Raw genomic sequence first — 14,647 nt, forward strand, 5'->3', positions numbered from 1 at the left:
CCGCCCGCCGAGAGGATGATGCGGATGCCTTCCTCGACGCTGAGCCCGGTCGCGATCAGGTCGTCGCGCCCGACCATCACGACGTCGCCGAGGTAGAGATTGTTCGTCGGCACGAAGACCGTCACCATCTCGCGCTTGCCGTCGAGCGTCTCGAGCAGGAGCTGGCTCGTGACGAAGCCGAAGGCGTACTCGCCCGCCCGCGGATGCTCGACGAGGACGACCGCGCGGAACGCGCTCCGCCGCTCGGGCGAGAAGGAGTCGATCAGCATCTTCACCGACGGGTAGAGCCGCCGGTAGATCGGCACCCGCAGGAGGAGGTTGTCGCCCCACGCCAGCACGCGGCGGCCGACGACATTTCGAGCGATCGTGCCCGTGAGTAAGATGATGGCCACCGCCGTGAGGAAGCCGAGCCCCGGCACCGACCGGCCGAGGATCTTGTCGTACATGGGACCGAAGACGTCGTCGATGCGGCTCCAGAAGATCCAGAGGAGCCAGGCGGTCAGGAAGACGGGAACCGTGACGAAGAAGCCCGCGATGAAGCGGACCTTGAACCAGGTGCGGACGGGCCCGGACATGACGCGATCGAGCATAACATCGGACCGGCCCCGGGCGCTCGTAACTGGAGGCGCCGTGCGCGTCGGGCGCGCGATCGCTCTCGCCCTGGGCCGCGCCGGTTTCGACGTCGCCATCGCCTACCACCGGTCGGCGGGCGACGCGCGGGCGCTCGTGCGCCGCCTGGCGGCGCTGGGCGCGCAGGCCGCCGCCTTCCGCGCCGACCTCGCCGACCCCGCGGCGGCGCGCCGCCTGGTCGCGCGGGCGGCGCGGGCCCTCGGCGGCCTCGACGTGCTCGTCAACAACGCCGCGCGCTTCGAGCGGACGCCGTTCCTCGGCGCGACCCCCGCCGCCTACGACCGCCACCTCGACCTGAACCTGCGCGGCGCGTTCTTCTGCTCTCAGGCCGCCGCTCGGGTGATGCGCCGCCACGGCGGACACATCGTCAACATCGGCGACGCGGGCGCGGGCCGCGCGTGGCCGGGCTACGTCCCCTACACGCTCTCGAAGGCAGGGATCCCGGCCCTCACGCGTGGCCTCGCGGCGGCGCTCCGCCCGCGCGGGATCGCGGTGAACTGCGTGGCGCCCGGCGCGGTGCTCCGGCCGCCCGGCTTCCCGCTCGCGCGCTGGAAGCGGCTGACGCGCGGCCGCGTCGTGCGGGTGGAGGAGGTGGCGGCGGCCGTCGTCTACTTCGCGACGTGCCCGCCGGCCGTCACGGGCCGGGTGCGCCGCGTGGAGTGAGCCGCCGGCGGGCGGCCGCCTAGATCGCGTCGACGCCGGTCACCCCAGGCGGATCCGGCCTCCGCCCATCGTCTGCAAGAAATCGCCGAGCGAGGCGAAGCGCATGAAGGGATTCTCGCGCTTCTCCTGGCCGAGCGTCGAGGACGGCCCGCCGTAGTTGTGGCCGGGGAAGAGCACCGTGTCGTCGGGCAGCGCGGCGAGCCGCTGCGTGAGCGAGTAGTACATCTCGCTCGGGTCGCTGCCCGGCAGGTCCGTGCGCCCGCACGAGCCGATGAAGAGCGTGTCCCCGGAGATGAGCCGCCCGTCCACGAGGAAGCACTGCGAGCCCGGCGTGTGGCCGGGCGTGTGCATGAAGGTGAGCGTGAGGCGGCCGACGGCGAGCGTGTCGTGGTTGTCCACCTTGACGAGGTCCGAGCCGAAGCCCTTCAGGAACTCGCGCTCGGCCTTGTGGACGTACACCTTCAGCGGAACGCGCCCGAGCAGGTCCTCGACGCCGGGGATGCGGCCCGGCATTCCCCAGGACTCGAGGCTTCCGCCGACGTGGTCCTGGTGCGTATGGGTGACGAGGGCGCCGACGAGCCGCATGTCGTCGCGCTCGACGGTCTCGACGATCGTGTCGATCTCCCAGGCCGGGTCCACCACGACGCACTCGCGGGCCACCGGGTCGCCGATGAGATAGACGAAGTTCTGCATCGGCCCGAGCTCCATCTGCTTGAGGTACAGCGTGTCCCCGCCCACGGTTTTCCATCCTACCCGAGGGGCCGAGCCTGCGCTAGAATGGCGCGACTGAACCACCATTCAGTGCGAGGTGACGGATGACGACGGCCAACGCGAAGGCGGCCGCCCGGGTGACGTACCAGCTCGAGACGCTCTGGGACTACGACTACGAGCCGACCCACCAGGACCTCGAGATGCTCTACGAGACCGCCAAGAAGAACCAGTGGAACGGCTCGACGGCCATCGACTGGAGCCGCCCCGTGGGCAAGGAGGGGCCGGTCCTGAACGTCCAGGTCGCCTTCGCCGGCACCAACTTCTTCAGCCGGCTCACGCCGGAGGAGCAGCGCGAGGTCGAGGTCCGGGTCTCCGCCTGGCGCCTGTCGCAGTTCCTGCACGGCGAGCAGGGCGCGCTCGTCGTCTGCGGCCAGCTCGTCAACGGCATCCCGGAGCTCGACGCCAAGCTCTACGCCTCCACGCAGGTCGTGGACGAGGGCCGGCACGTGGAAGTGTTCGAGCGCTACGTGAAGAAGCTCCATAAGATCTACCCGGTGGACCCGCTCCTCAAAGCGGTCCTCGACGAGATCCTCTCCACGAACCTCTGGGAGCTGAAGCTCCTCGGCATGCAGATGATCGTCGAGGGCCTTGCAATCGCCGCCTTCAACCTCATGCGCAAGCAGACGGCCGACGCGACGCTCGGCCAGCTCCTCGACTACGTGCTGCAAGACGAGGGGCGCCACGTGAACTTCGGCTACTTCGCGCTGCGCCGCGCCATCCCCGCCATGGAGGCCGCCAAGCGCGAGTACCTCGAGGACTTCACGTTCCGGGTCTGCGACGCCATGTACGCCCGGGACGAGCGGACCGGCTTCCAGTCGATCAAGGACGTCTGGCGGGAGCTCGGCTGGGACGGCGACGAGATCTGGCGCGACACCGTCGCCCACTCGCAGACGACGAAGGCCTTCAACAGCTTCCTGTTCCAGGAGAACCTGATGCCGCGCCTGCAGCGGCTCTCGATGATCTCGCCGCGCGTCGAGCCGCGTTATCGCGCCATCGGCCTGCTCGCCTAGCGCGCCGGCGCGGATGCCGCTCCGCCCGACCGCCGTCGCGCTCCTGGCGCTCCTCGCCGGCGCGTGCGCGTACTCCGTCGAGGGTGACTTCGCGGGGCGCGGGCTCGACCGGCGGGACCCCGCGACGACGCTCGTCATCATCCACAACCACGGCTTCTCGAGCACCCAGGCCGGGACCTATCGTCCACGGACGCCGCCCATTCTGCGCCGCGCCGCCGAGGAGAACCCCGACGTCGTCGTGTTCTCGCAGGTGCGCAACACCTCGCACCTCGCCGTCGTGGACCACGCGGCGTACGTCGCGTCGGCCGTCGCCTGGTTCCACCGCGAGCGCGGCGTCCCGCTCGAGAACATCGTCCTCGCGGGCCAGAGCTGCGGCGGCTGGGGCTCGCTCCAGGCGGCCGCGTTCGCCTACCCCACGCTCGGCGGCGTGCTCGCGTTTGCGCCGACCTGCCACGGGAAGCTCCCCCACTCCACGGCGGTCCGCATCCAGCGCGAGCAGGAGATCGCGCAGCTCGCCGACCGGCTGCGGACGCCCGGGACGATCTTCCTCTACGAGGGCGACGCCTACTATCAGCTGACGGAGTGGGCGGGCTTCGAGTCGCGCCTGAACGGCCGGGCGCCGGGCCTCAGCGTCGAGCGCGTGGACCGCGCCCGGATCCTCGAGCTCTGCGCGCGCTGCGCGGGGGACAGCCACGGCGCGTACTGGGACCCGCGGTTCGCCGAGGCCTTCTACGCGCGCCACGTCCAGGCGCTGCTCGAGCGGATCCGCGCCCGGGTGCGCGCGCGGACGGCGCCCGCGGGTTAGCCCGCGGCCGCGTCAGCCCTTGAGGTCGTCCGGGAGCTTCGGCAGCGGCCCGAGCGCCGTGGGGTCCACGGCGTAGATCGCGGGCAGGGCCTTGAGCTTCGCGTAGATCACGTCGCCCTCCTTGCGGCCGACGAGGACCGTCGCGATCTCGCCGCCGTCGGCGCGCAGGAGCGTGGCCTCGAACGCCGGCGGCGCGAGGCCGTACTTCGCCGCCTCCGCGCTCGCCGGCGCCGCGATCGCCTTCCACTTGAGCGCGCGGAGCGTGTAGAGGAGGTTCTCGAGGCTCACGCCCTTCGCGGCCCCCGACCCGCCCTCGACCAGCTTCCAGTCGGCGTCGCCGGTCCGCTCGGCCACGACCGTCGTGGCGCCGGCGCGGAGCCGCACGCGCTTGACGTCCCTCGGCTCGAGCCCGGGGACGAAGGTGCGGTCGCGCAGGTCGGTGAGCGAGCGGGCGAGCTCGTCGAGCGCCTTGCCCTCGACGAGCACGACGGGCCCCGCGCCCGCCACCGCCGCGTAGGCGCTCGGCCGGCCGCCGCGCTTCTCGGGCGACGGCGCGAGCAGGAGCGTCGTCGGCGCCGCCGCGCCCTCCCTCGCGAGCGTCACGCGCACGGTCGGTTTCGCGAGATAGCGCGCGATCCCGGAGGCGTCGTCGGAGAGGAAGCCCTGCGCCCGGAGCTCGCTCAGCTTGAACAGGACGGCGCCCGCCTCGACCTGGTCCGCGGGCAGCGCCTCGGGCGCCGTGATCCGCCAGCGGCCGCCCTGGCGGGCGAGCGTGACGGTCCCCTTCGGGCTCTCGAGGTCGATGCGGGTGACCTTGTCGCGGTCCACCTCGACGACGACTTTGTCCCGCAGCGCCCCGGCGTTCTTCGGGACCAGCGCCCACGCGGCGGCCGGCAGGAGCAGCACCGACGGCTCCCCCGGGCGCATCGCGTAGACGCCCTGCTTCGCCTTGTCCTCCGCGCCGAAGAGCAGCTCGCGGGTCGCGCGCTCCTTGTCGCGGCCCGTGTGGATCGCCACGCGAACGGGGCGGTCGAGCCCGTAGGGCGCGAGCGACTTCGGCGACTCCGCGACGAAGTCCTTCACCCGCTGCTGCCGGAGCTTGTCGAGGAAGTCGTCGACGGTCTCGGCGTCGGCGGCGAGCGCCGCGGGCTTGGTGAGCCGCCACCGGCCCTCCGCGCGCTCGACGGCGAGCGTCTCGGCGCGCGTCGCGACCTCGAAGGCCGACACGCTCTTCGGCTCGAACGCGAGCAGCGTCCTGTCACGGAAGTCCGCCAGCGGCCGCGTCGCATCGCGCAGCACGCTCTCCGAGAGCGCCAGGACCGCGGGCTTCTGCGCCTCGCGCGCGTAGACCCACGCGCCCGTCGGGCTCTTCCCGCCGAGGGCGAGCGCGAGCTGCTTGCCGTCCTTCAGCCGGAGCGTCACCTCGGCGGCGGGCTTGTCGAGCCCGAACTCGGTGGCCTGCGCCGGCGCCGCGGCGATCTCCCGGTCGACGCGCGCCGTCGTCAGCGTGGACAGCGTCTCGTCGATCCGGCCGCGGTCCCCGCGCGTCTTGACGGGCTCGGTGATCTGCCAGCCGTCGCCCTCGCGCCGGAGCTTGATCGTCTCGGCGCCGCGCTTGAGCTCGGCCTCGGTGACGTCCGACGCCTCGACGGTCCAGAGGCGCCCCTTCTGCCCGGCGGCCTTCGCCCGCTCGGGGCCCTGCCGGATCTCGAAGACGTAGTAGAAGGCGCCGAGCGCGACCAGCGCGACGGCGAGGATCGCGGTCGTCTGCCAGCGCATCGGGGCGCTACTTCGCGGCGCGGCGGCGGACGACGGCGACGATGCCCCCGACGAGCACGAGCCCGGGCAGGACGACGACGGGCAGCAGGAAGACCGCGTTGTCCTGGTTGGCGGTGAGGAAGACGGGCGTCTGCCGGCCCTCCTTCGGGCGGATCGAGATCTGGTCCTCCTCCTCGGCGAGCCAGCTCACGGTGTTGAGGAAGAGGTCCCGGTTGCCCTGGAGGTTCAGGCCCTGGTTCGAGGCGAGGGTCGCGGTGCCGTAGACGACGAGCCGGGCCTTGTCCTTCGTGGCGACGGCCGCCACGGTGAGCGGCCCCTTCGGGTCCTCGGGGTCGGGCTTCGCGACGCCGCGCTCGAGCTCGCTCCGGTTCGTCTCGCCCCAGCTCTGCGCGCTCGTCTTCGCGAGGGACTCGAAGGCGATCCCCTTGGGCTGGACCTTCGTCGGCCCGATCGAGCGCGTCATCGGGAAGATCGTCATGACGCCGCCGAGGTCGCGCGTGATCGGATGGCGCTCGTACTGCTGGACCACCAGCACGTAGGGCTCGAACCCGAGCAGCCGGCCGATGGGGTTGGCCTCGACCACGAGGTCGTTGCCGAGCGCGAACCCGTACTTCTCGAGGTACTTCCTGAGCGCCTCCCCCTGGAACGGGTTCACCATGAACAGCACCTTGCCGCCCTGGCCGACGTACGCGTCGAGCGCGTCGAGCTCGGGCTGGAGCAGGTCGGTCCGCGGACCCGGCACGATGACGACCGCGGCGTCGGCCGGGACCTTGCGGTCGCGCAGCAGCACGAGGGGCTTCACCTCGTAGTTCGTGCGCTCCAGCGCGGCCTTGGCCTCGCTGAACCCGCCGCGCTCGGTGCTGGTGAGCTCGGGCTCGCCGTGCCCCTGCACGACGTAGACGGCGCGCTTGCCGGCGCGCGTGACCTTGACGAGGCCGTTCGTGAGCTTCTCCTCCTCGGCGTCGAGGACCTTCTCCGACTTGCCGCCGGCCTCGAGGACGATCGTCCCGTAGGTCTCGATCCCGTACTTCCTCGCGAGGAGCGGCTCGCGATCGGGGTCGACGATCCGCCAGGTGAACCGCGCGCCGCCGTACCGCGCGTACTGCTTGAAGAGGTCCTCGGCGACGCGCTTGCCGGGCTGGTCACCGCGGAAGAACGCGAGCGCGCTCACGTCGGTCTTGAGGCCGCGCAGGAGCTGGACGGTCTGGGGCGAGAGGCTGAAGCGCTTGGTCTCCGTGAGGTCCCAGCGCCAGTTGTGCTGGTACGAGAGCGCCTGCACGATGGTCGTCACGCCCAGGACGAGCAGGATCATGACCGCCGCGTTGAGGCCGTAGCGCGTCGTGCGGGCGCCGAAGAACGCGCGGTAGTCCTCGATCCGCGCGAGCAGCGAGGAGGCGACGAGGAGGACGCCGCCGAGGACGAGGAAGCCGCGGTAGTGCGCCCAGTCCGGCCGCGCGAACGGCAGGATCGCCCCGGCGGCGAGGACGGCCAGGCCCGCGTAGCCCGCCCAGTCGAGAATCTTCCTGATCATCCCTTCCACCGGCGCGCCTCGAGCGTGCGCAGCGTGAGGAAGAGCGCGAGCGCCGTCACGTTCACGAAGTAGATGACGTCCCGGGTGTCGAGCAGGCCCTTCGAGAAGCTGTCGAACCGCTCGACCACCGACAGGTGCTGGAGGATCTTCCCCGTGGCACCGCCGACCGAGTCGGCGGCGAACCCGAGCGACCAGAGCAGCAGCAGCGTCGCGAACGTGGCCACGGCCGAGACGATCTGGTTCTCGGTCACCGACGAGAAGAACAGCCCGATGGACAGGAACGTCGCGCCCATGAGCCCGAGCCCGAGGTACATCGTCAGGAGGGGCCCCAGCTCGAGCGGCGTGAAGTACCGCATGATCGCCGGATACACGAGCGTGACGAGGAGCATCACGCCGTAGAGCGCGAGGGCCGCGAGGAACTTCGCGGCGAGCACCCCGCCGTCGCGCACGGGGTACGTCAGGAGCAGCTCCATCGTCCCCGACCGGCGCTCCTCGGCGAACAGGCGCATCGTGATCATGGGGACGAGGGACAGAAAGAGGATGATGCTGATGAAGCTGGTGAACAGCGGCCGCATGACCCACTCGGTGATGTTCACGTCCCGGGCGAACTGGGGGTTCATCATCGCCTGCATGGACACCCGGGCGAACCCGGAGAAGTAGACGTAGAAGAAGAACCCCGTGACCAGGACGAACACGAACAGGATCGCGTACGCGAGCGGCGTCGTGAAGTAGATCCGCATCTCTTTCTTGAAGACGGCCCAGAGCTTCACGCGCCCGTCTCCTCCGCCGCCTGCTCGCCGGCGACGACGCGGATGAAGATCTCCTCGAGCGTCGTCCCGACCCGGCGGAGCTCCAGCAGGCCCCAGCGCTGCTGCGCCGCGAGCTGGAAGATCTCGCCGCGGACGTCGCGGCCCCGGCCGGACTCGACGAGGTAGCGGCCCGCGCCGTTCGTCGTCGTGAGCTCCTGCACCGAGACGACCCCCGAGATCCCGCGCATGCCGTCCCGCACCGCGGCGGGCGGGCCGACGATCTCGACCTCGACGCGCGAGGTCGGGAAGAACTGCTCGACGAGCGTGTCGATCGTCCCCTGGGCGACGATCGCGCCCTTGTTGATGATCACGACGCCGCCGCACACCATCGAGACCTCCGGCAGGATGTGCGTCGAGAGGATCACCGTGTGCTTGCCGGCGAACGACTTGATGAGCGCGCGGATCTCGGTGATCTGCTTCGGGTCGAGGCCGATGGTGGGCTCGTCGAGGATCAGCACGTCGGGGTCGTTGACGATCGCCTGCGCCAGGCCGACGCGCTGCCGGTAGCCCTTCGACAGCTTGGCGATGAGCTGGTTCTGGACCTCGCTGACGAGGCAGCGCTCCATCACCTCGGCGACGCGGCGCCGCCGCTCGGCGCGGCCCACGCCCTTCACCTCGGCGACGAAGTCGAGGTAGGCCCCCACGCGCATGTCGCCGTAGAGCGGCACGTTCTCGGGGAGGTAGCCGATGCGCCGGCGGACCTCGAGCGACTCGCTGAAGACGTCGAAGCCGGCCACGCGCGCCGCGCCGCTCGAGGCGGGCATGAAGCAGGCGAGGATCCGCATGGTCGTGGATTTCCCGGCGCCGTTCGGGCCGAGGAAGCCCACGATCTCCCCCGGCGCGACGCTGAAAGACACGTCGCGGATCGCGGTGACCGGCCCGTAATACTTGGTCAGCTTCTCGACTTGGATCATTCGAGGCCGGTTACGGAGTATACACCGTGGCGGGGCCCGTGGGGACGGCGCGCCCGCGGCCGGCCCGACGCCGGCGCGCCCTACTCTCGCGCGACGATCGGCATGATCGTCTGGAGCCAGGGCGGGAGCGCGATCATCTTGCTCGTGGCCGGGTCCCAGCAGGCGTGGAGCGTGAAGCCCGTGGCGACCGTCTCGCCCGCCTCGTTCAAGACCTCGTACGCGAAGCGGAAGCTCGCGCGCTTGCGCTCGCTCACCCAGCAGCGCACCTCGAGCAGCTCGTCGAGCCGCGCGGGCCGGACGTACCGGACCCCGGCCTCGACCACGGGCAGGTGGACCTTCTGGTCCACCTCGGAGATCGGGATGCCCTGCTGGCGGAGGAACTCGACGCGGCCCACCTCGAAGTAGGTGAGGTAGTTGCCGTAGTAGACGACCTTCATGCAGTCCGTGTCCTTGTACCGGACGCGGAGCTTCGTCGTGGCGATCATTCTCGCGAGGGCCGCGGGGCCAGGTGCCATTCCATCTACAGGTACTGGCCGTACCGGATCTTCTCGACGACGCCGCGCACGCTCTTGTAGCCGTCGATCGCGTCGAGCAGGTTCTCGGTGGTCACCGGCAACGCCGTGACGCCCCGGGCGGCCTCGTGCACCTTCACCTCCAGGGCGCGCTGGACGATCACCGAGATGTCGGCGCCGCTCATGCCGCCCATGACCGGCAGCACCTTGTCGTAGACGATCGTCTCGAAGAGACGGCGGCCGGCGGTCTTCTCGAGCCGGACGCGCATGAGCTCGAGGATCTCCCGCTGGGCGTTCGGGTCCGGCAGCGCGACCTCGACCAGGTGGTCGAGGCGTCCCGGCGCCACGAGCGCCGGATCGAGCGCGTCGGTCCGCGTGGTGGACCCGACGACGAGGAGGCGCGCGCTGGCGTCCACGGCGTCGAGCTTCTCGCAGAGCGTGGCGACCAGGCGCGCGCTGGCCTCGCGGGCCTGGGGCTGCGGGAGAAGGTGCTCGAGCGACAGGGCCTCGGCCTCGTCGAGGAAGAACACCGCCTTTCCCTCGCCCAGCGCGAGGCGGAGGATCTCCTGGAGGAGCTCGCCCGTGTTCGCGCCGAACTTCGAGGTGAGGTTCGCGAGCTTGAGATGGAAGAAGATCGCTCCGGACGCGGTCGCGAGCGCGTGCGCGAGCTTCGTCTTGCCCGTCCCCGGCGGACCGTAGAGGAGGAGCCCCTTGGGCGGCGTGATCCCCCACAGCGCGTAGAGCTCCGGGTTCGTCAGCGCGACGGCGAAGCCGCGCAGCGCCGCCTTCGCCTGCGGGACGCCGCCGACCTCGTCGAAGGTGACCGTGGGCCGGATCCGCGTCTCGACCCGCCCGGTGAGGTCGCCGAACTTCTCCCCGAGCTTCGCGAAGACGTCCTCGAGGCGCCGCTGGAGCGCCCACTCCTGATCGTTCTTCTCGGGCTCGGCCATCAGATGGAGGGACCGCGGGGCGGCCGCGAGGCGCCGCCGCGCTCGAAGACGCGGTCCTCCACGAGCACCGGCACCTTGGCGCGGAGCGCGAGCGCGATCGCGTCGGAGGGCCGCGAGTCGAGCTGGAGCTCGCTCCCGCCCGCCGTGAGATAGACCGTCGCGTAGTAGATGTCGTCCCGGAAGTCGTTGATGACGACGCGCGTGAGCTTCACCTTGAGGCGGCCGAAGAGCGTCAGGAACAGGTCGTGGGTCAGCGGCCTCGGCGGCGTCACGCCCTGCAGCGGCACGGCGATGCTGACCATCTCGGGGAGCCCGATCACCATCTCGAGGCTCCGCCCGTCACGCTTGCCCCGGAGTATCACGATGGGCTGCTGGGTGCTCTGGTTCAGGAACACGGCGACGACCTCGGCCTCCTGCGGCCCCGTCGCCTTCGGCGGCGCGACCTCGGGGCCGCCGGGTGCCTGGTGCGCCCGCTCCGGCGCTCCGAGGAGCGCCGCGCCCAGCAGCGCGATCGACACGTAGCGAGCCCTGCGCGTCATGCGGCTTCGCCTCCCTCCGGAATGGTCGAGTCTAGCCTATTTTCCGCTCGAGTTTCAGGGAGAGGGCCGAGCCGGCGGCGAGGAGCGCCGTCAGCGCGGTCCACATGACGGCGTATCCGACGGCGTGCGTCACGTAGCCGAAGACGAACGCGCCCGTCGTCTGGCCGGCGAGGAAGACCGCGCTGAAGATGCCGACGACGACGGCGCGCCGCGTCTCGGGCGTCCGGTCGGTCACGAGCGCCGCAAGGCCGGGATAGAGGAACCCGTGCGCGCCGCCGGACATGAGCCCCGCGAGGAAGAGCACGGGCACGACGGGCGTCGCCGAGGTCTTCGTCACGAGGACGGCGATGAGCGCCAGGAGCGCGGTCGCCCCCGTCTGCGCGAACATGGACGGCACGATGACCGCGCGCCGGCCGTGGACGTCGGAGAGACGGCCGCCGAAGACGCGCACGCCGATCGCCGCCAGCGAGTACGCGGTGTAGAAGAGCGCGAGCGCGCGCACGCCGAGGTGCTCGGCGAAGGTCGGCAGGAACACGAAGATGGTGCCGGCGCCGAGGCCGAAGAAGAGCGTCACCGCCATGGAGAGCTGGAAGGCCTCGGCGAGCCCGCCCCGCTCCCAGAACCCGCGCACGGGCGGCGCCATCTCGCGCTGGCGCTCGCGGAGGCCCCAGACGAAGCTGCCGGCGACGACCATGACCCCGGCGGCCAGCAGGAACAGCGGGGGAAAGCCGTAGCGGCGGATCGTCCACTCGCCGAGGAGCGGGGCGACCGCGGTGCCCACGAGCCCGGCCACGCCGTAGATACCGAGCGCCCAGCCGCGCTGCGCGGGCGGGACGACGTCGATCACGTACGAGTAGTTCGCGACGAAGAAGCACGAGAAGCCGACGCCCTGCAGCGCGCGCACGCCGGCGAGGACCCAGATCGCGGGCGCCGCCGCCGCCAGGAGCGCCGCCGCGAGCGCGAGCCCGACGCCGAGCAGCATGAAGGGCCGGCGCCCGAACGCGTCCACCCACGGGCCGACGAGCGGCTGGCAGACGATGCCGACCGCGTTGTAGAGGCCCATGACGACGCCGACCTCGACTTCCGTTCCGCCGAGGTCCGTGATGTAGAGCGGCAGGAGGATGAAGCCGTTCATGCTCAGGAAGAAGAAAAAGTTGGTGACCGTCACGCGGACGAACGGATTGTCGGCTAGAATGGACGGCACAGACGATTATCGCATGGTGACGATAGACTCCTTGCTGCGCGGGTCCCTCGCGGACCGCGGCGGCGACCTCGTCCTCACCCTCGATCCCGCGTTCCAGGGCTTGCCCGACACCGCGCACGGGGGCTCGGTGCTCGCGGCGTTCGACGCTTTCGCCGGTCTCTTGGGACCGCGCGAGATCTCCGGCGCGTATCTCAGGCGCGTCCCCCTCGCCACACCCTTGAGACTCGCGCGCGGACGCGTTGACGGCGCGCACACGTTTGTCCTGTCCGAGGATGATGTGGTCCTCGTCGACGGCCGTGTCGCGCCTGCAGCGGCTGCGCAGGCCGGCGGCGGGCCAGGACCCCTTCGAGACCCGTTGCTTCTACGCGGCACCGGGCGCAACGCGCCGAGCAGATCCGGGGCGGGTTCGGTTGCTAGCGTGGTCGAGAAGGGGCCCCGGCCCGCCGCCGACACAGCGCATCCGCTGCCCATCTCGCGCACGTGCTTCGCGTGTGGAGTGGACAACCCGCTCGGAATGCGCGTGCAGCTCGAGTTCGACGATGCCGAGGTGCGCGGCGCGTGGCGACCCCGCGCGGCGTTTCAGACGTCGGACGGCGCGCTCGCGACCGCGGCGGTCACGACGCTGCTCGACGAGGCCGCGTTCTGGCTCGGCGCGCTCGCCACCGGCGAGTCGGGCATGACGACCGACCTCGCCGTCACGCTCCACGCGCGGCTGCCGTTCGGCGCCGCGCTCACGGTGCGGGGCGCCCGCGCCGCCGTCCGCCGGCGGCCCGACGACGGCCGCTACTGGGACACCGAGGTCGTCGCGGCGACCGAGGACGGCCGGCCCGTCGCCGCCGCCCGCATCACGTTCGTCGCCGTGCGCGGCGCCGCGCGGCGTCTGCTCGGTGGTCTCCTCGCGATGAACGACCCGGCCCTCCTGCGCCGGGTCTTTCCCTCGTACGTCCGCGCGGGCGCGTGACGCTTCGGAGCGCGCGCTGGCTCATGCTGCTCGTGCCGGCGTCGCTCTACGTGTTCTCCTGGCTCCATCGCGTCGCACCCGCCGTCGTCGCCACGGACCTCATGCGCGCGTTCTCCATCACCGCGGCCGCGCTCGGCAACCTGGCGGCCATCTATCCCTACGTCTTCGCCGCGATGGCGCTCGTCGCGGGGAGCCTCGCGGACACGCTCGGGCCGCGCTGGACGATCGCGCTCGGCGGCGCCACGATGGGCGGCGGCGCGCTCGTCTTCGGCTGGGCGCCCTCCTTCGACGTCGCGTTCGCCGGGCGGCTCCTCGTCGGCCTCGGCGCCTCGGTCCTGCTGATCGCGTGGCTCGCCCTCGCGTCGGCCTGGTTCCGTCCAGACGAGTTCGCGACGATCTCGGGCTTCACGCAGACGATCGGGAACGTGGGCGCGCTCGCCGCCGCCGCGCCGCTGGCGCTCCTGGTGGAGGCCGTCGGGTGGCGGCACACGTTCGTGATGATCGGCGCCGTGACGCTGGTGCTCGCCGCGGCGGCCGCCGGCCTGATCCGCGACCGGCCCGAGGCGCTGGGGCTGCCGCCCGTCAACCCCGGGGGCGCCGGACTCGCGGCGCCGACGCTCCGCGAGGTGATCCGCGGCGTCCCCGCGGTCGTCGCCAACCGGCGCACGTGGCCCCCGATCCTGGCCGCCGGGGGCGTCTACACGACGCAGATCACCTTCCTCGGCCTCTGGGGCGTGCCGTACCTCACACAGGTCCACGGCCTCGGCCGCGTGAACGCGGCGACCGTCGTCTCGATGCTCGCCGTCGGCATGGGCGTCGGCTCGCCGCTCGCTGGCCGGCTCTCCGACCGCTGGCTCGGGCGCCGGCGTCTGCCGATGCTCGTCTTCGCCGCGATCTACGCGCTTTGCTGGGTGCCGCTCGCGCTCCCCACGGCGATCCGCGTGCCCACCGCGCTCCTGGCGCCGTTCTTCCTGCTGATGGGCCTCGCCTCCTCCGGCCTCGTCCTCGTCTGGAGCTGCGTGCGCGAGGTGAACAACCCGGCGCTCGTCGGCATCGCCGTCGGCTTCTGCAACCTTCCCATCTTCCTCGGCTTCGCGCTGCTCCAGTGGGCCACCGGCGTGATCCTGGATGCGAAGTGGACGGGACTCATGGCGGACGGCGCGCGGCTCTACCCCGCCGCCGCGTTCCAGGCTGCCTTCGGCGTGTGCCTGGCGCTCGCGGCCGGCGGCGCGGTGGCGGCGGCCCTCGTCACCGAGACGCGCTGCCGCAACGTCTGGCGGCCGACGGATCGCCTGTGAAGCGTATCCGAACCAAGACGTTGACTGCATGACAGCCCTGAGTACGATGCATACCGATGAAGACGCTGACCCGCAAATCGTTCTTCGTTGACGCCCATGCTCTGCGGCGAGCGAAGAAGCTTCTGGGAGTAACGACTGACGCCGAGGCCATCCGGGCCTCCATTGACCGGGTCAACGAGATGGAAAGGTTCTGGCGGTTCATGACGCGCAGCCGCCGAAGCCTGCGACCCGGGAGCATCAAGACTTCGTAGCGTGGCTCGAACGTCGGGGG

At 71.4% G+C, this 14,647-nt stretch carries 16 protein-coding genes; 6 read left to right on the forward strand and 10 right to left on the reverse strand.

The window, feature by feature from the left end:
- Positions 1-575 (reverse strand): DUF502 domain-containing protein (locus VKG64_19430; protein ID HKB27211.1); only part of this gene is annotated, 575 nt, incomplete at its 3' end.
- Here VKG64_19430 and VKG64_19435 point away from each other — a divergent pair.
- A complete protein-coding gene (locus VKG64_19435) occupies positions 574-1,293 on the forward strand; it encodes an SDR family oxidoreductase (protein HKB27212.1) in 720 nt (239 codons plus the stop codon). The two genes, VKG64_19430 and VKG64_19435, sit on opposite strands and share 2 nt — an antisense overlap.
- 39 nt (positions 1,294-1,332) lie before the next feature.
- Here VKG64_19435 and VKG64_19440 read toward each other — a convergent pair whose 3' ends face one another.
- Positions 1,333-2,031 (reverse strand): MBL fold metallo-hydrolase, encoded by a 699-nt coding sequence (locus tag VKG64_19440; GenBank protein HKB27213.1) that lies wholly within the window; start codon positions 2,029-2,031, stop codon positions 1,333-1,335.
- A gap of 77 nt (positions 2,032-2,108) precedes the next feature.
- Between VKG64_19440 and VKG64_19445 the strand changes: the two genes are divergently transcribed.
- A complete protein-coding gene (locus tag VKG64_19445; GenBank protein HKB27214.1) occupies positions 2,109-3,074 on the forward strand; it encodes a ferritin-like domain-containing protein in 966 nt (321 codons plus the stop codon).
- Between the two features lie 13 nt (positions 3,075-3,087).
- Complete coding sequence (locus tag VKG64_19450) at positions 3,088-3,879, forward strand: hypothetical protein (protein ID HKB27215.1); 792 nt, start codon at positions 3,088-3,090, stop codon at positions 3,877-3,879.
- A gap of 12 nt (positions 3,880-3,891) precedes the next feature.
- On the opposite strand, the gene VKG64_19455 is transcribed toward VKG64_19450, so the two are convergent.
- The 8 genes from VKG64_19455 to VKG64_19490 all read right to left on the reverse strand — a co-directional run bounded on the left by VKG64_19455 (position 3,892) and on the right by VKG64_19490 (position 12,117).
- The gene (locus tag VKG64_19455) at positions 3,892-5,658 is read right to left on the reverse strand and encodes a DUF4340 domain-containing protein (GenBank protein HKB27216.1); all 1,767 of its coding nucleotides are present in this window, start codon (positions 5,656-5,658) and stop codon (positions 3,892-3,894) included.
- Between the two features lie 7 nt (positions 5,659-5,665).
- On the reverse strand, positions 5,666-7,189 hold the full coding sequence (locus VKG64_19460; GenBank protein ID HKB27217.1) for a GldG family protein: 1,524 nt from the start codon (positions 7,187-7,189) through the stop codon (positions 5,666-5,668).
- Complete coding sequence (locus tag VKG64_19465) at positions 7,186-7,959, reverse strand: ABC transporter permease (GenBank protein ID HKB27218.1); 774 nt, start codon at positions 7,957-7,959, stop codon at positions 7,186-7,188. The genes VKG64_19460 and VKG64_19465 overlap by 4 nt, the downstream gene beginning before the upstream one ends.
- Positions 7,956-8,912 (reverse strand): ATP-binding cassette domain-containing protein, encoded by a 957-nt coding sequence (locus tag VKG64_19470; GenBank protein HKB27219.1) that lies wholly within the window; start codon positions 8,910-8,912, stop codon positions 7,956-7,958. The genes VKG64_19465 and VKG64_19470 overlap by 4 nt, the downstream gene beginning before the upstream one ends.
- Positions 8,913-8,992: 80 nt before the next feature.
- On the reverse strand, positions 8,993-9,397 hold the full coding sequence (locus VKG64_19475; protein HKB27220.1) for a thioesterase family protein: 405 nt from the start codon (positions 9,395-9,397) through the stop codon (positions 8,993-8,995).
- A 35-nt stretch (positions 9,398-9,432) separates the two neighbouring features.
- Positions 9,433-10,374 (reverse strand): ATP-binding protein, encoded by a 942-nt coding sequence (locus VKG64_19480; protein ID HKB27221.1) that lies wholly within the window; start codon positions 10,372-10,374, stop codon positions 9,433-9,435.
- Positions 10,374-10,913, reverse strand: coding sequence for a bifunctional nuclease family protein (locus VKG64_19485; GenBank protein ID HKB27222.1), 540 nt, complete (start codon positions 10,911-10,913; stop codon positions 10,374-10,376). The genes VKG64_19480 and VKG64_19485 overlap by 1 nt, the downstream gene beginning before the upstream one ends.
- A gap of 31 nt (positions 10,914-10,944) precedes the next feature.
- Positions 10,945-12,117: an MFS transporter gene (locus tag VKG64_19490; protein HKB27223.1), complete on the reverse strand. Its 1,173-nt coding sequence runs from the start codon at positions 12,115-12,117 to the stop codon at positions 10,945-10,947.
- Positions 12,118-12,535: 418 nt separating this feature from the next.
- Here VKG64_19490 and VKG64_19495 point away from each other — a divergent pair, with 418 nt between their 5' ends.
- From VKG64_19495 to VKG64_19505, 3 genes are read left to right on the forward strand one after another with little or no spacing between them, the layout of a single operon-like run.
- Positions 12,536-13,078: a hypothetical protein gene (locus tag VKG64_19495; GenBank protein HKB27224.1), complete on the forward strand. Its 543-nt coding sequence runs from the start codon at positions 12,536-12,538 to the stop codon at positions 13,076-13,078.
- Positions 13,075-14,376, forward strand: a complete 1,302-nt coding sequence (locus VKG64_19500) for an MFS transporter (protein ID HKB27225.1) — start codon at positions 13,075-13,077, stop codon at positions 14,374-14,376. The genes VKG64_19495 and VKG64_19500 overlap by 4 nt, the downstream gene beginning before the upstream one ends.
- A gap of 56 nt (positions 14,377-14,432) precedes the next feature.
- Positions 14,433-14,627: a hypothetical protein gene (locus VKG64_19505; protein HKB27226.1), complete on the forward strand. Its 195-nt coding sequence runs from the start codon at positions 14,433-14,435 to the stop codon at positions 14,625-14,627.
- Positions 14,628-14,647: the final 20 nt, after the last annotated feature.

It is taken from the genome of Candidatus Methylomirabilota bacterium (assembly GCA_035260325.1).
Taxonomy (GTDB): Bacteria; Methylomirabilota; Methylomirabilia; order Rokubacteriales; family CSP1-6; genus AR19.